Source organism: Hydrosulfovibrio ferrireducens (assembly GCF_046883345.1).
Classification (GTDB): Bacteria; Desulfobacterota; Desulfobulbia; order Desulfobulbales; family Desulfurivibrionaceae; genus Thiovibrio; species Thiovibrio ferrireducens.
The window spans coordinates 77,087-92,557 of record NZ_JALKCW010000012.1 but is presented as its reverse complement, the minus strand read 5'-3'; the positions used below and the strand labels follow the sequence as shown (position 1 = coordinate 92,557).

12 protein-coding genes are annotated in these 15,471 nt (G+C 53.3%); all 12 read left to right on the top strand.

What is annotated here, in order from left to right; translation table 11 throughout:
* Window positions 1–126: 126 nt before the first annotated feature.
* The gene (locus MWR57_RS05635) at window positions 127–846 is read left to right on the top strand and encodes a TetR/AcrR family transcriptional regulator (protein WP_423123816.1); all 720 of its coding nucleotides are present in this window, start codon (window positions 127–129) and stop codon (window positions 844–846) included.
* A gap of 48 nt (window positions 847–894) precedes the next feature.
* Window positions 895–1,470, top strand: coding sequence for a TetR/AcrR family transcriptional regulator (locus MWR57_RS05630; protein WP_423123815.1), 576 nt, complete (start codon window positions 895–897; stop codon window positions 1,468–1,470).
* Between the two features lie 158 nt (window positions 1,471–1,628).
* Window positions 1,629–2,828, top strand: coding sequence for an efflux RND transporter periplasmic adaptor subunit (locus tag MWR57_RS05625; protein ID WP_423123814.1), 1,200 nt, complete (start codon window positions 1,629–1,631; stop codon window positions 2,826–2,828).
* Window positions 2,829–2,840: 12 nt separating this feature from the next.
* Window positions 2,841–6,002: an efflux RND transporter permease subunit gene (locus MWR57_RS05620; RefSeq protein ID WP_423123813.1), complete on the top strand. Its 3,162-nt coding sequence runs from the start codon at window positions 2,841–2,843 to the stop codon at window positions 6,000–6,002.
* A 1-nt stretch (window position 6,003) separates the two neighbouring features.
* Window positions 6,004–7,449: an AdeC/AdeK/OprM family multidrug efflux complex outer membrane factor gene (gene adeC, locus MWR57_RS05615; RefSeq protein ID WP_423123812.1), complete on the top strand. Its 1,446-nt coding sequence runs from the start codon at window positions 6,004–6,006 to the stop codon at window positions 7,447–7,449.
* A 12-nt stretch (window positions 7,450–7,461) separates the two neighbouring features.
* Entirely contained in the window at window positions 7,462–8,451 is a 990-nt protein-coding gene (locus MWR57_RS05610; protein WP_423123811.1) for a class I SAM-dependent methyltransferase, read from the top strand.
* A 267-nt stretch (window positions 8,452–8,718) separates the two neighbouring features.
* On the top strand, window positions 8,719–9,348 hold the full coding sequence (gene wrbA, locus MWR57_RS05605) for an NAD(P)H:quinone oxidoreductase (protein ID WP_423123810.1): 630 nt from the start codon (window positions 8,719–8,721) through the stop codon (window positions 9,346–9,348).
* A 112-nt stretch (window positions 9,349–9,460) separates the two neighbouring features.
* Window positions 9,461–10,702, top strand: a complete 1,242-nt coding sequence (locus MWR57_RS05600; RefSeq protein ID WP_423123809.1) for a phospholipase A — start codon at window positions 9,461–9,463, stop codon at window positions 10,700–10,702.
* Window positions 10,703–10,752: 50 nt separating this feature from the next.
* On the top strand, window positions 10,753–11,805 hold the full coding sequence (locus MWR57_RS05595; protein WP_423123808.1) for an HD-GYP domain-containing protein: 1,053 nt from the start codon (window positions 10,753–10,755) through the stop codon (window positions 11,803–11,805).
* Between the two features lie 225 nt (window positions 11,806–12,030).
* Entirely contained in the window at window positions 12,031–12,981 is a 951-nt protein-coding gene (locus MWR57_RS05590; protein WP_423123807.1) for a patatin-like phospholipase family protein, read from the top strand.
* A gap of 92 nt (window positions 12,982–13,073) precedes the next feature.
* Window positions 13,074–13,739 carry a DUF6781 family protein gene (locus MWR57_RS05585; protein ID WP_423123806.1) on the top strand — a complete coding sequence of 222 codons (666 nt, stop codon included), beginning with the start codon at window positions 13,074–13,076 and terminating at the stop codon, window positions 13,737–13,739.
* A 2-nt stretch (window positions 13,740–13,741) separates the two neighbouring features.
* Entirely contained in the window at window positions 13,742–15,433 is a 1,692-nt protein-coding gene (locus MWR57_RS05580; protein ID WP_423123805.1) for an ABC1 kinase family protein, read from the top strand.
* Window positions 15,434–15,471 lie beyond the last annotated feature (38 nt).

The window sequence follows — 15,471 nt, the reverse complement described above, 5'->3', positions numbered from 1 at the left end:
CTTGACCTGATCTCCATTATTTTTTTTCAGGGTATAGTCTTTTGAAATCTGGTCCCAAAAACCAATTGACGCGACAATGTAAATAAGTCAAATATATATTTAACTTATTTGAAAAGGGAATGAGTCATGAGAAAACAACGAAGCGATGGACAGGAAACACGTCGAAACCTGTTGGTGTCCGCATGTAAGGTTTTTGCAAGCAAAGGCTTTCGCCAGGCGACAATCGCCGAGATTTGCAAAAAGGCCAAGGTCAATAACGCTGCGGTCAGTTATCATTTCGGCAGCAAGGAGGACTTGTATGTGGAGTGCTGGCGTTACGCTTTCGCTCAGGCATCGAAGGCCTATCCCCTTAATGGCGGAATTTCGGCAGAAGCTCCGGCGGAAGCGCGGATGCGCGGTTTGATATTTTCAATTATGCAGAGGATCACCAATCCGAAAAGCCATGCTTTTGACATCTTTTATAAGGAGGCGGCAAACCCTTCCGGCTTGCTGACCAAAGTCATGTGGGAATCGGTGGAACCAAGCGTCCGCGGTTTTGACCTTCTGGTCAGTGAACTACTGGACAAAGAGCCCAACGAGCAAGAGGTGCAACTCTGCTCTATGAGTATCCGATCCCAGTGTTTGGGCCCATTGCTATATGCCCGTCGCCGCAAGAGTGGACAGGATCCCTCTCAAAACGGCCCTAAGCCGCTGATCGAAGATGTGGAGCAGTTGGCGGACCATATTACTCGCTTTAGCCTTTTCGGTATCCAGTGTTTCGCCTCCAAGATACGCAATAATCAACAGACTAGGTTAGCTCATGAATTACATAGGTCTGTAAAAAACAATTTGACAAGAAATGGATAACCACCTATCTTGGGAGCGAACGTTCACTCCTGAGATAGGTGGTCCGGTATGGCGACTTCTGAAAAACGACAAGAGATACTGCAAGCGGCATTGGAACTGATCGCCGAGCATGGATTCCATGGTGCCCCAATCGCCAGCATCGCCGATCGAGCCGGCGTAGGGGCGGGGACCATCTATCGTTATTTCGTAAATAAAGACGTGCTTATCACAGACTTATTTCAGGATCTCCACGATAAAATCCAGACGGGACTCATGGAGGGTTATAAGCTGGACAAATCGCTTAGGGATAGATTTATCCATATCAGTACCGAGCTGCTCCGTTATTTTATCACACATCCTTTGGAGTTTCGTTTTCTGGAGCAGTATCTCAACTCGCCTTATGGTGTGGCTTTTCGTAGAGATAGAATTCTGGGGCAGGGCAATGATGGAGATATGTATCGTACGCTTCTTGAGGAAGGGGGAGTCAGGAAGATCGTGAAGGATCTCCCTCTGGTCGTGTTGTTTGCCATAGCGATTGGGCCTCTTTTGACTATAGCTCGTGACCATATTCTTGGTTTTGTTGAATTGGATGATGTTTTGCTTGTGCAGACCGTTCATGCCTGCTGGGATGGCATCAAAAGGTGAACCGCAGTGTCGCGGCAGGGGATTTTTTAACACTTTATTGAGGAGTGAATATTCACCCTCTTTTTTTGCTCGTAAATTTCTTCCCGGTGCTGTCGCATCCGTTCGATGCGACAGCGATCAAGCTAGGAAGTCGCTCAACTCCTTTGAGGTAAATTTTGATGGACACCACTGACAAATTCAAACTGATCGCTCTGACGGGACTCTTAATCGGCATGTTCGCGATAACCGGTTGTAAGCAAAATACCTCGGGAGGCCCGCCAACCAGCGGTCCTCCCGAGGTAGGGATCGTGGCCATAACTACTGCGCCAATCGCCTTGACCATGGAGCTCTCAGGCCGGACATCGCCCTACATGATTGCCGAAGTGCGTCCCCAGGTGGGGGGGATTATCCAGAAAAGACTGTTTGCCGAGGGAACAGACGTGAAGGCCGGGCAGGTGCTGTATCAGATTGATCCCGCAACCTATCAGGCCGCTTACGCCAATGCCAAAGCAGCCCTGGCCCGAGCCGAGGCCAACCTTATCCCGATCCGACTCAAGGCGGAACGTTTTCGGGAGTTGGTAGCTATAAATGCCGTGAGCCGACAGGATTACGATGATGCAAGCTCAATGCTCAAACAGGCTGAGGCCGATGTTGCAGCCAATCAGGCGGTCGTCGAGGCCGCTCGCATCAATCTGGATTACACCAGTGTGAAGGCACCGATATCGGGTCGGATCGGCCGCTCGACCGTGACCGATGGTGCATTGGTAACAGCGAGTCAAGCGGCGCCGATGGCCACGATTCAGCAACTTGATCCAGTCTACGTGGATGTGACACAGTCCAGCGCCGAGGTGCTCCGTCTGAAGCGGAATCTTGCTAATGGCGAAATTACGGGGAAAGATGCCGGCAAGGCAAAAGTCAAGCTGCTGCTGGAAGACGGCAGCTCTTATCCGCAAGAGGGAACCCTGAAATTCAGCGAAGTGACTGTCGATCAGAGTACCGGTTCCGTCATCCTGCGGGCGCTCTTTCCCAACCCAAATCAACTGTTGCTGCCCGGCATGTTTGTCCGCGGCATTGTGCAGGAAGGGATCAGTGAACAGGCGATACTGGTTCCGCAGCGTGGGGTTAGCCGTAATCCGAAGGGCGAGGCCATGGTCATGGTGGTCGGTGCCGAGGAGAAGGTGGAGCCGCGTGTCATCAAGGTTTCCAGAACGGTTGGCGACAACTGGCTGGTGACTGAAGGGTTGAAGGCTGGAGACCGCGTAATCTTGGAGGGGATCCAAAAGGCGCGTCCTGGAACTCCGGTCAAAGCCGTACCGTTCAGCAGCAAGCCGGATGCACCCCCAGCTGGCATTCCAACGTCAGCAGCAGCTAAAAAGTAAAGGAGACGCTCCATGTCCAGGTTTTTCATCAATCGCCCTATCTTTGCCTGGGTGATCGCCATCATGGTCATGCTGGCCGGATTGCTGGCGATCAAGACCATGCCGGTCTCCCAATACCCGCCCATCGCGCCCCCCCAGATCACGATCAACGCCACGTATCCCGGCGCCTCGGCCCAGACCGTGCAGGATACCGTCACCCAGGTCATCGAACAGAAGCTGAACGGCATCGATAACCTGATCTATATGTCTTCCACCAGCGATTCAGCCGGGGCGGTGGCCATCAATCTGACCTTCAAAGCCGGTACCGACCCGAACATCGCCCAGGTGCAGGTGCAGAACAAGCTGCAACTGGCTACGCCGCTGCTGCCCCAAATCGTGCAGCGACAAGGGGTTTCGGTGGTCAAATCCACCAAGAACTTCCTGCTTATCTTTGGGTTGGTTTCGGAAGACGGATCCATGAACCGTAACACCCTGACTGACTACATGGTTTCCAACCTTCAGGACATCATCAGTAGGGTGGAGGGAGTAGGAGAAATGCAGGTGTTCGGTACCCAGAACGCCATGCGAATATGGCTGAATCCAGTCAAGCTGAACAACTTCCACTTGACCACCAACGATGTAATTGCGGCGCTACAGGCCCAGAACGCCCAGGTTTCAGCCGGTCAGTTCGGCGGAACCCCTGCTGTGCAGGGGCAACAACTCAACGCCACCATCACGGCCCGCACCCTGCTGCAGACTCCGGAGCAGTTCGATGCAATCATCCTGCGGACCAACAGCGATGGTTCTACTGTCAGGTTGAAGGATGTAGCCGAAAGCAAGATAGGCACCGAAAACTACGATATTCAGTCGTTCTACAAAGGGAAGCCGATGGGTGGTATGGCAATCCGTCTGGCTGCCGGCGCCAATGCCCTGGATACGGGCAATCGCGTCAAGGCCAAGTTGGAGGAATTGTCGAAATACTTCCCTGCCGGCATGAAGGTGGTTTATCCCTACGACACCACTCCTTTTGTCAAAATATCAATAGAAGAGGTGGTTCAGACCCTGTTTGAGGCAGTCCTCCTCGTTTTTGTCATCATGTTTCTTTTCCTGCAGAACTTCAGGGCCACATTGATACCCACCATTGCGGTACCGGTCGTTTTGCTTGGCACCTTCGGAGTGCTGTCGGCCAGCGGTTTTTCCATAAACACTCTGACCATGTTCGCTTTGGTTATCGCCATCGGTTTGCTCGTAGATGACGCAATCGTGGTTGTAGAGAACGTGGAGCGGATTATGTCCGAGGAGGGGTTGTCGCCACGGGAGGCGACCATCAAATCCATGGGCCAGATCACCGGCGCACTCTGGGGCATCGCCACCGTACTGACAGCGGTTTTCGTGCCCATGGCCTTTTTTGGTGGATCCACCGGCGCCATCTATCGCCAGTTTTCTATCACCATCGTTTCCTCTATGATTCTTTCGGTGCTGGTGGCTATGATTCTTACACCAGCCCTGTGTGCCACCCTGCTCAAACCGGTGGAAAAGGGGCACGAGCCTGGGGAATCGGGTTGGTTTAGGAGGTTTTTCCACTGGTTCAACACGTTGTTCGACCGCGGCAGGGAGCAGTACGAAGGGATCGTCGGTCGCTCCTTTGGTAAACCGGTACGTTACCTGGTTGTCTATGGCGCTATTGTGGCGGCTATGGTTTTCTTTTTCATGCGGCTTCCTACCGCCTTCCTGCCGGACGAGGACCAGGGATTCATCATTTGCCAGGTGCAACTGCCTGCCGGCGCCACAGAGGAACGGACCATTCAGGTGATACGACAGATGGAGCAGCATTTTTTGGAGCGGGAATCCAAAGCAGTTGAATCCATAATCACCGTGGCCGGGTTCAGTTTTGCCGGTCGAGGGCAGAACATGGGACTGGCCTTTGTCAAGCTCAAGGACTGGAATCTGCGCAAGGCCACCGAGTTGAAGGCACCGGCCATTGCCGGCCGGGCTATGCAGGCCTTCTCAAAGGTTCGTGACGGTATGGTTTTTGCCTTCTCGCCACCGGCGGTGGTGGAGTTGGGGCAGGCCAATGGTTTTGACTTTCAGTTGCAGGATCGTGGCGGCTTGGGACACGATAAGCTGATGGAGGCACGCAACCAGTTGTTGGGTCTGGCCAGGAAAAATCCCAAGCTGATTGCGGTGCGCCCGAACGGTCAGGATGACTCACCCCAGTTCAAGCTCGATATTGATGATGTCCGGGCAGGAGTCCTGGGGGTCTCCCCGGCCGACATCAATAATATTCTGACAACAGCCTGGGGCAGTTCCTACGTTAACGACTTCATTCAGAATGGCCGGGTCAAGAAAGTCTATCTCCAGGCCGACGCCAAGTACCGAATGCTGCCAGAGGATATTAAAAGCTGGTATGTCCGAAACGAAAGGGGCGAGATGGTGCCATTCTCGGCCTTTGCGACCGCCCACTGGCAGTATGGATCGCCCCGCCTGGAACGATATAACGGGATTCCATCCGTGGAGATTATGGGGCAGGCAGCCCCTGGCGTGAGTACCGGTGAGGCGATGGACGAAATGGAGAAAATGGCTGTTGGGCTGCCGTCGGGGATCGGTTACGAGTGGACCGGTCTCTCCTATGAGGAGAAGCAGGCAGGCAAACAGGCGCCGGCCCTGTATGCCATCTCGCTTTTGGTGGTGTTTCTGGCTGTGGCTGCGTTGTACGAGAGCTGGACTATCCCCTTTGTCAACCTGTTGATGTTGCCGCTGGGATTGGTGGGTGCAGTTGTGGCAGTTACAATGCGGGGGCTGCCCAACGATGTCTATCTCCAGATTGGGCTGCTCACCACTGTGGGCCTTTCCACCAAAAACGCCATCCTGATCATTCAATTCATCAAGGAGCAGATGAATCAGGGCCATGAGCTGGTTGAGGCCACTCTGGCCGCGGTTAAGATCAGATTGCGTCCGGTCATCATGACCTCCCTGGCTTTCTTCTTCGGCACCCTGCCGCTGGCTTTGAGCCGCGGGGCAGGCTCCGCGGCTCAGAACGCCATCGGCACCGCCGTCACCGGCGGGCTGCTTTCGGCTACTTTCATCGACTTGATTTTTATCCCGTTTTTCTTTGTCTTGATTTCTCGACGCTTTGCCGGAAAAAAGCCGACACCACAGTCCTCGGCTGATCCCAAAGCTCAGGAGGTGCATTGATATGAAATCGAAGATCGCAGCCCTGTGTTTGCCCATGGCAGCATTGCTTTGCCTGGAGGGCTGTACCATGGCCCCCAGGTATGTCCGCCCCGAGGCACCGACGGCGGCCGTTTGGCCAAGCGGCTCGGCATATCAAGAGCGAGGAGAAAGCCAATCCGCCAAAGAAGTGGCCGATATCCCCTGGCAGGAATTCTTTGTTGATCAGCAGTTGCAGAAATTGATTATTCTCGCCCTCGAAAATAACCGCGACCTGCGCATCGCCGCTCTCAATATCGAGAGGTCACGGGCTCAGTACCGGATCCAACGTGCCGAGCTGTTTCCGCAGATCGACGCCACCGCTGCCGGCAGCAAACAACGGATCCCTGAGACCCTTTCGACCACAGGTCAGGCCGAAACCGTTCATCAATATAACGTAGGTGTTGGGGTCAGCGCTTACGAACTTGATCTGTTCGGTCGCGTGCAAAGTCTGAAGGATCAAGCATTAGAACAATATCTTGCTACCGAGCAGGCGCGACGCACTGTCCAGATCAGCTTGGTCGCAGAGGTAGCTACGCAATACTTGACCCTGGCTGCCGACCGTGAACTGCTTGCACTGGCCCAAAATACTCTGGATGCCCAACAGAGCACCTACCAATTAATTCAGCGTCGCTTTGAAATGGGAGCCTCTTCAGAGTTGGATCTTCGGCAGGCGCAAACCCGGGTGGATGCAGCGCGGGTGGATATCGCCCGCTACCTTACTCTGGTGGCCCAAGACGAAAACGGTCTCAACTTGGTCGTCGGGTCGACGGTCCCAGCCGAATTACTTCCCCAGACATTATCCGAAACACTTACAACTATGAAGGATATCTCCCCAGGTTTGCCGTCCGAGGTACTGCTGCGGCGTCCCGATGTCCTGCAGGCGGAGAATCAGCTTAAGGGATTTAATGCCAATATAGGCGCGGCAAGGGCGGCGTTTTTCCCACGCATCACTCTGGTCAGTTCTGTTGGAGTCGGAAGCGATGAGTTATCCGGTCTCTTCAAATCAGGATCGGGCGCTTGGGCTTTCGCACCACAAATAGTTCTCCCGATTTTCGATGCCGGCAGCAGATGGGCTAGTTTAAAGGTGGCGGAGGTGGATCGGGACATCGCTGTTGCCCGGTATGAGAAGGCGATTCAGACGGCCTTCCGGGAAGTGGCCGACGCCCTTGCCCAGCGGGGAACCATCGACGACCAGGTGGCTGCGCAGCAGTCGCTCACCGATGCCACCGCCATGAGTTACCGCCTCTCTCAAGCTCGCTATGAAAAAGGGGTGGACAGCTATCTGAATGCGTTGGATTCCCAGCGTTCGCTCTATGACGCCCAAAAGGGGTTGATTGCCACCCGGTTAACGCGGCTGCAGAACCTGGTGACATTATATAAAGTGTTGGGTGGCGGCGGAGAAATCGCGTCTGCGCCACAAATTCCGTGATCCGCTGCTGAGGTGAAGCACCAAACACGTAATCGGAGGGCGTATGAAACCATCCAGGTTGGCTTTGTATATCGCGATAGCATTACTCTCTCTTGCGGTGGCATTTTACGTTTTGGCCAAGGAACCACCGCCGGGCTGGCCGATCAATCTGATTCACCTGCTTTGCAAACACTGATTTTTCAGATGTTGGTCTTAGCCTGGCTTTACCGGTTAACTAACAATGAGACTCTCTGCAAGGTGCTTGGAGAAGGGTTGCGCGGACTGGCGCCCAATGCATGCTGTTGTCACGGGGGGATTCTTCATGCTTACCATATGGAGCGCCTCTCCATATGGTCATTAACATGGAGTGGAGGCCAGAAGAGAGAGGATCGAATTCAGGAAACGCATGACATGGGACTGAGAGGTGTGTGGATGAATCAGCAAAAAAATATTCCCAATGGCAAGAGCAGCTTCGATTTAATCGACCAGGAAAAGTTCTTCCGAGAACTAGAAATCAAGGAAGACGCAATTTTTCTTGATGCTGTCTGTGGTTGCGGCGACTATGCCCTGGCCGCGGCCAGCCGTATTGGGGAGCAGGGGCGGATATATGCCTTTGATTTGCAGGAGGGGATAATTGATCGGTTGACCGATAAAATTGTGGCTGAAGGTATCACCAATGTCGTTCCTAGGGTCGCTGGCCCGCTTTCGCTTCCTTTGGGCAACAACACAATAGATATTTGCCTCATGGTCATAACATTTCATGACTTGGTGCCGCAGGGCGACGATCAGAAAGCGTTGGGTGAAATTAAGAGGGTCTTGAAACCAAGCGGCGTTTTGGCTGTGATTGAATTTAAGAAAATTCCCGGTCACCTCGGCTCGCCGATCAATATTCGTATTAGATCGGCGGAGCTTGACGAGACGCTCCGTTTTCACGGGTTCACTTCAGTGAAACCCCGAGAGATTAAAGTTGGTGAATATAGTTACCTCTCGCTTTATCGTAAAGATAACTGGCAATCCTACTGACTACGAACTCTATAATGCTTGCTCCTTTAAGCGCGAATAACAAAAAATATAGTCAAGGGAAAGACGAGAAAATTAGTCAAAGAGGGGCAATCAAGCATCGCGATTTTGCACACATGACGAACGCTGCCAAGATTCAGGAATTTTTATCACCGGCAGCCCTGTCGCCCACCGATCAGGAATTGCGACATATATTCGTTCCTCTGCTTAGGGGCTGACTCAGGTCACAGACTAACCTCTGCTGTAGGTTGATAAAAGGAGAAGCAAAACATGTGTAAAGTGTTAATCGTTCATTACAGTATGTATGGGCACATTTACAAGATGGCCGAAGCTGTGGCGGAAGGTGTTCGGGCGGTAGCCGGGTGCGGGGCGGTGATAAAAAAAGTTCCGGAGACCCTTCCCTCGACAGTGATGGAGAAGATGGGAGCGCTTGATGCCCAGAAAGGAATGCAACATATCCCGACTGCCACGATGGATGATTTGGCTGAGGCAGATGCAATTATCTTTGGCACTCCGACCCGCTTCGGCAACATGTGCGGCCAGATGCGCCAGTTTTTGGATGCCAGCGGCGGTCTTTGGCAAAAGGGAGATCTGGTTGGAAAGCCAGGCAGCGTGTTTACCAGCTCTGCCACGCAGCATGGTGGTCAGGAATCGACCATTCTCAGTTTTCACATCACATTACTGCACCATGGCATGGTGGTAGTTGGCCTGCCCTATGCCTTTGCAGGTCAGATGGGGATTAGCGAAGTCAGCGGCGGGTCACCTTATGGCGCATCGACCATCGTCGGAGGTCAAGGAGAACGAATGCCAAGTGACAATGAACTGGCCGGAGCCCGTTTTCAAGGAGGACATGTGGCGCGGATCGCCCTGAAACTAAAAAATCCCACCACGCAATCGTAAGTAGTTACAAGGCAGGAATTGTTGCAATATGGACTTTTCATCATTATGTCAAATTCTGGTCAGGCATTGTGCACAATCCGTTTCCTGAATTTTGGACGCGCTGGGGTCGGCTATGATATTGTGCAAAAACAGCTTTTATATTATGGGGCGCTGGGCAGGACGGAAGCTGCAAAGGAGGACGAAATCACTGAATCGCTTGATAGCGATTTGTCCGTTGCTACTCTTGGTTCTTTTCACCATTGTGCCGTTAGCTTGGGCGGCAACTCCCTCCTGGTTAATCGCGACTCCTGATGAGACCGCGTCTGCGGGCGCACCGATTGCGTTTGATGTCGTCAAGCCCTCGGCGCAGGTTGATTGGCCGACAACGCTCAGTCTTAAGGTGGTGCACGAAGGTAGGACGCTCGAAGTAGAGGTTGCCGCGGCAGAGCCGGCCGCCATGGGAGATACCCGTCGAACGTATCACGGGGTATTGCCGAATTATCTCATAGGGATGGTGCGGGTTGAGTTGGCGGGAGAAGAATCGAACCGGTTGGCTCTGCTGGTCATCCATCCTGATCCCATCAAGCAGACCCCGGCGTCTTTAGCGACAACAGCATCGTCCGTCATACAGCCTAGTGCTGTTGGTGACATATTGTTCTCTGCGAACGAACCTGCCTTGTCAGTCAATGAGCCAATATATTTTGTCGTGGGCGACAACGGCGGCATCAACGCCCGCTTCCAATTGAGTTTCAAATACCGGATTTTTGATTCTGACAGTCGTCCAGTGGTGTGGTTTCCACTGCTTTCCCGTCTTCATTTCGGCTATACGCAGACTTCCCTCTGGGATCTTGGGGAAGATTCAGCTCCCTTTCGTGACAGCACCTATCGTCCCAGTGTTTTCTGGCAGGGGGCTATCATTAGCAATGGTCTGATGCCAGACCTGCTGCGTACCGGCTTTGAACACGAATCGAACGGTAAGGACGACGTGAGTTCTCGCAGCATTAACACTCTCTTTGCGCAGCCTGTCTGGCGCATCAAATTTATGAATGAACGCACGTTGATCTTCGCGCCCAAGCTTTATGGATATCTGGACAAAGAAGAAAACCCGGATATCCAGCGTTATCGGGGGTATGTGGACTGGAATTTCCGCTATGGAGATGAGGATGGTTGGATGATGGCTGCGCAATTGCGCAGCGGTACCGCCGGGTATGGCAGCGCCCAGTTGGATCTTTCCTATCCGTTACGCAAGGCTTTTTTTGCCCGGACCGGCGGTTTTCTGCATTTTCAGCTATTCACAGGATACGGAGAAAGCCTGCTAGACTACAATCTGGATCGTGGCACACAGGCGAGGGTGGGTTTCTCAATTGTCCGTTGATCAAGGTGTGAACGATCAAGCTCTGTGACCACGGAATGGAGTTTTAAAAAATGAAAAATGCAAACGTGCCATCGTGGTCTCATGCTTCCCCTATTTCCCACACCAACCCGATCAATCCCAAGGTAATGTATAGATGGTTGCGAAAACTGTTTATGGCCGATGGACTTGGGTTAAAGCTATTTCTGGGGGCCACCCTAGTGGGAACAAACTTTGCGTTTATGCTTGGTATCCTGCGGTTGTTAACCGAGGCGCATTTGCGGCAAGTCGATGTTACTGATCATTATGCGCTGGTTCGCTATGCGTATCAGCTTTCAGGGCAAGTTCATTATGACTTGGTGGGGATGATTATTGCTTTTTATCTTCTTGTTTATGCCACAACGATACTTCTCTATCCTGTTTTGCGCCTGCATCAGAACGCGTTGAAACGACAAGCTTTGGACAATATGAGAGCCAGGGGCGAGACCTTGATCATGCTGGGTAGCTTGATAGCAAAACGGGACAGCGACACCAGTGGGCATAATTACAGGGTCACTTTGTACGCAATTCATTTGGCCGGAACGCTTCGTATTCCTGAGACCAAGATGCACGATCTGGTTGTCGGCGCCTTTCTTCACGACATCGGGAAAATCGCAATTCCCGACAAAATTTTGCTCAAGCCGGGTCCGCTTGATGAAGAAGAAACCAGAATTATGCGGACGCATGTTGCGCAAGGCCTTGATATCCTCCGCCACAGCATTTTTCTACGCGGGGCTGAGGCGATTGTAGAAGGGCATCATGAACACTATCTCGGCACGGGATATCCAAACGGCTTAGCCGGTAAGGCAATTTCGCCTATTGCTCGTCTGTTCTCTATTGCTGATGTCTTTGACGCCTTGACCTCCGGGCGTCCTTACAAGCCGCCTTACTCCTTGGATGAAAGCCTTAGGCTAATGACGGAGGAGTCAGGAAAAGCCTTTGATCCGGAGTATCTCCAATCGTTCTTGTCGCTGGCCCCAAAACTGCATCAAAGTTACGCCGCCGCATCCGAAGAATTTCTTGCCGGTGAATTAAAAAAGCTTGCAGAGCCCATTCTCGTTTCCAGATGGACACGTGATCAGCTTTGAGGGATAATATGAAAACAATGCGGTCTGTCATCAGAATAGTCGTGTGCCCTTTATTTCTTAGCAGTGCGTGTCCGGGTTTGTCAGGCGCGGGGGGAGGTTCTTGCCAAAACTGATGGAGGAAGGGCGGAACGATATCGCTAGCAAGATGATCACACGAATACTGCCTTTGTTCCAGGCCGTGACTTTTGGTAAAAAAACATGACAGGAGAGTCGAGACAATCAATTATGTGCCAGCGCGTCGATGCCAGGATCGGCCTGGCGCTAGGCGGCGGGTCGGCACGCGGCCTAGCGCATCTGGGCGTCATCCGTGCACTGGAAGAGGCAGGAATCAAGATAGATTTCATTGCTGGCACCAGCATTGGCGCTTTGATCGGCGCGATTTATGCCGCAGGCAAGGTGGACGCTCTGGAAGCAACCTTCCAGGATTTTGAATGGATGAAAATCGTCTCATTTTTTGATGTCGTTTTTCCAAAGTCGGGGCTGATTGACGGCGTTAAGGTGGGTGAACTGGTGCGCGCCCATATCCGTGCCGATGCCATTGAGACTCTACCGACGCCTTTTTGTGCCGTCGCGACGGATATCCAGACCGGCGAGGAGGTTGCCATTCGACAGGGGGATGTCATCGAAGCAGTGCGGGCCAGTATTTCCGTGCCCGGCATCTTCACCCCGGTGCGTCTTAATGGCCATATCCTGGTGGACGGCGGCCTCACCAACCCGGTACCGGTGAGCGTTGTCCGTGCCATGGGGGCCGAAATCGTGATCGCGGTGGATCTCAACCACGACATCGTTGCCGGCAAGAATCTTAAGTCGCAGCGAGTAAACATGCCGGTCGCCACAGTGGATGGGGAATTTGACATGTTCAGCCGCTGGATGGAGGGCTATCGCCAGTCCATACAGGAAATTAAGGCCAAATTGCTTGACCATGGAGCGCCGGGCGCGATGCAGTTTTCGCGCTGGCTTTCGTCTGGGGAGTCATTGCCCAGCATATTCGAAGTGCTGCTTGCCTCAATCAACATCATGGAAACACGTATTACTCAATATCGTTTGGAGGCTGACCGGCCGGACATCCTTATCCAGCCGTTGTTGGGGCACATTCGTTTCCTGGATTTCGGTCGCGCTAAGGAGATTATTGAGATCGGCTATGAGAGCGCGCGGGGAAAAATCGGTATCGTATAAAAAATCTGAGAAGACTCAGGTTGTTGTTGAAAGTTGGTCGGGCAATACAGTCCATTCCTTTTATGGTAACCTAACTTACAGAGGAGAAGGCAATGACCGCGCAGACACAACGGAAAAATCAGAGCAGAAAAATAGAGCATGAAGCTCGTGTCGCCGTGGCGGACGGGGTAAACATCCATGAGACCGTCCGGGATATCACCTTGAAGGCGCTGAGCACAGGCCACCTGGATGTACAAAAAAGTCAGGAGGTCGTTCAAGCTGTGCTGGAGGGCGCGAGTCTTGGAGCAAAGGAGAAAGGCGCCAGGGTCGACCATGCATTGCGGGAGGTGATGACCGGTGTGGACGAGGCTTTGGCGAAGTCGGCGGAGGCTTCCAAACTGGCCATCGAAGAGGCGGCTGGTCACATTAAGGAATTCGGCTCTCAGAATCTCCAACGTGGGCTGAATGATTTGCGGACACTGGAGGATATGTTTCTGGAGTCCGCAAATGATATAGCCCGGGCCTCGGATGACACGGTAAGGAATGTGCTGGGCGATTTGGTACAGCACGCCCGCAATACCGGCACTGCGGTGGGTGCGGCGGCGAAAAAGGCGGTGGAAACGCTGACCCGGCAACAGGAAGAGAACATGCGCGAAAACGTGAGTGTCGGCGCCGACATGGCCAGGGAGGTGGGAATAAAGATTTCCATGGCTGCCGCCGGTTTTTTAGAGGGGATTGCTGAAACGCTCAAGAAAAAGGGCACTAACAAAAAGGAATAGTGATGCCCTCCGTTTTATGGGAAACCCTGACTGCTGCCCGCGATCTGGGGCGGCTCCACGATATCGCCTCAATCTTGGTCCGTTACGGATTCAGTGATATGGTTCGTCGGTTGGGGATGGCCAGTGCCTTGGAACGCGCCGGCAAGATGCTACACTGGCAAGAGGCCGGTGAACTGGCGCGATTGGAGCCGCCCGCGAGAGTGCGGCGAGCGCTGGAGGAGATGGGGCCGACCTTTATCAAATTGGGGCAGATCCTCGCTACACGCATGGACTTGTTTTCCCCTGAATGGATCGCTGAATTCGAAAAATTGCAGGATAGGGCGCCGTCAGTACCGTTCGTCCAGATCAGGCAGCAGTTGCTGGAGGATCTAGGCACTGTGCCGGAAGAGGTTTTCGCCGAACTGGTTCCCGAGCCGCTGGCCGCAGCCTCCATTGCCCAAGTCCACAGCGCCCGATTGCGGGGAGGGGAGAATGTCATTGTCAAGGTCCGGCGCCCCGGCATCCGGCCGATCGTCGAAGCTGACCTGCGGCTCCTGCTGCGCCTGGCGAAAATTGTCGAGGCCGAATCCCCGGAGATGTTCCGGTTCAGACCGCGAGAGGTGGTGCGTCAGTTCACCCTGTCTCTGCGCCGCGAACTGGACTTGGCGGCAGAATGCCGCAATGCGGAACGGATTGCCCATAATTTTAGCCTCCACGACGAAATCGTCATCCCAAAAGTCTATTGGACATGGACCGGCGAACGGATGAACGTACAGGAAACTATCAGCGGGATCCCCGGCCGCGATCTCACAGCCGTAGGGCAGGCCGGCCTGAACCGGAAAATTCTGGCTCAACGCGGCGTCCAAGCCGTATTGAAGATGATTTTAGTGGATGGTTTTTTTCACGCCGACCCTCATCAGGGCAATATCTTTTACCTGCCGGAAAACCGAATCGCCATCATCGATTTTGGTATGGTTGGACGATTGTCTGTCGATCGCCGCAGTCAGGTGGTGGACCTGCTTCATGGCATGGTGGAGAGGGAGGCCGACCGTGTTGTCGAAGTGCTGCTCGATTGGGCCGGGGAGGCAAAAATCGACCTGGACAGTCTAAAATTAGAAATTGATGGCCTCGTTGATCAGTATCATGGCGTTCCCCTGAAAGAACTCAATATCAGCACCATCCTGACTGATCTGACCACCCTGCTCCGTGACTATCATCTTATTTTGCCGCCGGATTTGACGCTGTTGATTAAATCGTTGATCACCTTGGAAGGGATGGGGCGACAGCTTGATCCGGAGTTTGATATGGTAACGGAGTTTTCACCTTTCCTGCGCCGGGCACTCCAGGCTCGTTATGCCCCGGATGCCCTTGTCAAACGGGGATGGCAAGCGGTTGTCGACGGTCTCGACATCCTTACCGGTTTGCCTCAGGACTTGCGACAGCTCTTGCGTTCCGCCCGGAGCGGCAGACTCCAAGTGCACGTAGATGTGACACGGTTGCAGGATTTTGGGGACCAACTGGACTGCGCCACCAGTCGTCTGACTATGGGCGTGGTCATCGCCGCCCTGATTATCGGTTCGGCCATCGTTATGACCGTCGAGCGCGGCCCTGTATTGTTTGGCCTACCCCTGTTCGGTCTGCTGGGATTTATCAGTGCGGCAGTGGCCGGAATCTGGCTGCTCATCTCCATCCGGCGCAGTGGAAGAAATTTCTGAGGGTGAAAACCCTAGGTGTAATTTTATGGAAAAGCAAG